The organism is Methylobacterium sp. WL103 (genome assembly GCF_008039885.1).
In the GTDB taxonomy this organism is placed as follows: domain Bacteria; phylum Pseudomonadota; class Alphaproteobacteria; order Rhizobiales; family Beijerinckiaceae; genus Methylobacterium; species Methylobacterium cerastii.
This window is the reverse complement of the sequence record NZ_VRUX01000744.1, coordinates 1-1,808: the sequence shown is the minus strand read 5'-3', so window position 1 is coordinate 1,808 and position 1,808 is coordinate 1. Positions and strand designations below refer to the sequence as shown.

Genomic DNA, 1,808 nt, shown 5'->3' with positions numbered 1-1,808 from the left:
GTGCCGTAGGGCGCGCCGCCGAGCCCGCGAGGCGAGGCCCATGGTTCAACAGGTTTCCCGTCCGCCGGTCCCGGACGCGGTCGCGCCGATCGATCCGCGCGTCGACCCCTCCGTCCTGGCCGCCCGCCTCTCGGACGAGCGCGCGCCCGACATCGTCGAGGCGCTGAACGCCGAGGCCCCCGAGGTCGCAGCCGCGATCCTGCTCGGCCTGCCGCACGACCGGGCGATCGAGGTGCTCGATCAGCCCGAGCTCGACGACGCCGCCGACATCATCGAGATGCTCCCGCGCGACCGGGTGGCGACCTTCCTGTCGGGCATGTCGGCAGACCGGGTCACCGACGTGTTCCGCGAGATCGAGGAGCCCGGGCGCTCGGACCTGCGGGCGCGCCTCGACGCCGAGACCCGCGGCGCCGTGGACCGGCTCAGCGCCTACGGCGAGGAGACGGTCGGATCGCTGATGACCACCGAGTTCGTCACCGTGCCCGGCACCTGGACGGTGGCGCAGACCCTCGACCACGTCCGCAGCGTCGAGAAGACTCGCGAGACCATCTACGCGATCTTCGTGCTCGACCCGCGCACCCGGGCGCTGACCAAGGCCGTGCCTCTGCGCCGGCTGATCTCGGGCAACCCCGACGACAACGTGCTCTCGGTCGCCGCCGGCCGGCGGCCGCTCGCGGTGTCGCCGACGGCGAGCCGCGAGGAGGCGGCCCGGCTGATCTCGAAATACGACCTCCTCGCCCTGCCGGTGGTCGACGCCGTCGGCCATCTGATCGGCATCGTCACCGTCGACGACATGATCGACGCCATGGTCGAGAAGCAGACCCAGGACGTGCAACGCTTCGGCGGCATGGAGGCTCTGCCCGAGCCCTACATGGACATCGGCTTCATGACGATGATCCGGAAGCGCGCCGGCTGGCTCTGCGCCCTGTTCCTGTCGGAGATGCTGACGGCCTCCGCCATGCAGGGCTTCGAGGGCGAGCTGGAGAAGGCGATCGTCCTGACGCTGTTCATCCCGCTCATCATGAGCTCGGGCGGCAATTCCGGCAGCCAGGCGACCTCGCTGCTGATCCGGGCGCTGGCCCTGCATCAGATCTCCTTGCGCGACTGGTGGCGGGTGGCCTTGCGGGAGTTGCCCACCGGCCTCGTGCTCGGCGCCATCCTCGGCGTGATCGCCGTCGTCCGCATCGCGATCTGGCAGAAGACCGGCCTGTACGATTACGGCGAGCACTGGCCGCTGGTGGCGGCCACCGTCGGCGGGGCGCTGGTCGGCATCGTCACCTTCGGCTCCCTCTCGGGTTCGATGCTGCCGTTCCTGCTGCAGCGGCTCGGGTTCGATCCGGCGACCGCCTCGGCGCCCTTCGTGGCCACGTTGGTCGATGTGACCGGCCTGGTGATCTATTTCTCGGTGGCGCTGCTGATCCTGCGCGGTACGTTGCTCTGACGGATTGCGCCCGCGACGCCTGCGATGGATCGGTGAGGGAAACTTCACCCTCTGCGCCGACGTAAAGCGCGCGTCGCCCGCGAAGACGACGCCTGAACGCCGAGACGCCCGGAGCGCGCCCGTGACACTGCCCCTGCTCAGCCGCCCGGTCCTCGACGACCTCGGCGGCGTGATCGGCGCCGAGAAGCTTCAGCGGCTGCTCGTCCGTTTCACCGACAGCTTGCGCACCGCCTTCCCGAAGGACAGCCGCGAGCCCGGTTCGGTCGCGCGCGAAGCGCACACCCTGATCTCGATGTCCGGCATGCTCGGGTGCGAGCGGCTCTCCGACGCCTGCCGCACCCTCGAGGCGCAGGCCAAGGGCGGCGGC

2 protein-coding genes are annotated in these 1,808 nt (G+C 70.6%); both read left to right on the top strand.

What is annotated here, in order from left to right; translation table 11 throughout:
- Positions 1-40: 40 nt before the first annotated feature.
- Positions 41-1,441 carry a magnesium transporter gene (gene mgtE / locus FV222_RS24955; RefSeq protein ID WP_147751684.1) on the top strand — a complete coding sequence of 467 codons (1,401 nt, stop codon included), beginning with the start codon at positions 41-43 and terminating at the stop codon, positions 1,439-1,441.
- A 121-nt stretch (positions 1,442-1,562) separates the two neighbouring features.
- On the top strand, positions 1,563-1,808 hold a 246-nt coding region (locus FV222_RS24950; protein WP_147815899.1), incomplete at its 3' end, for an Hpt domain-containing protein.

Bases quoted from the DNA above. Each gene is read 5' to 3' on its own strand.
- mgtE (WP_147751684.1), top strand. From the start codon at position 41: ATGGTTCAACAGGTTTCCCGTCCGCCGGTCCCGGACGCGGTCGCGCCG.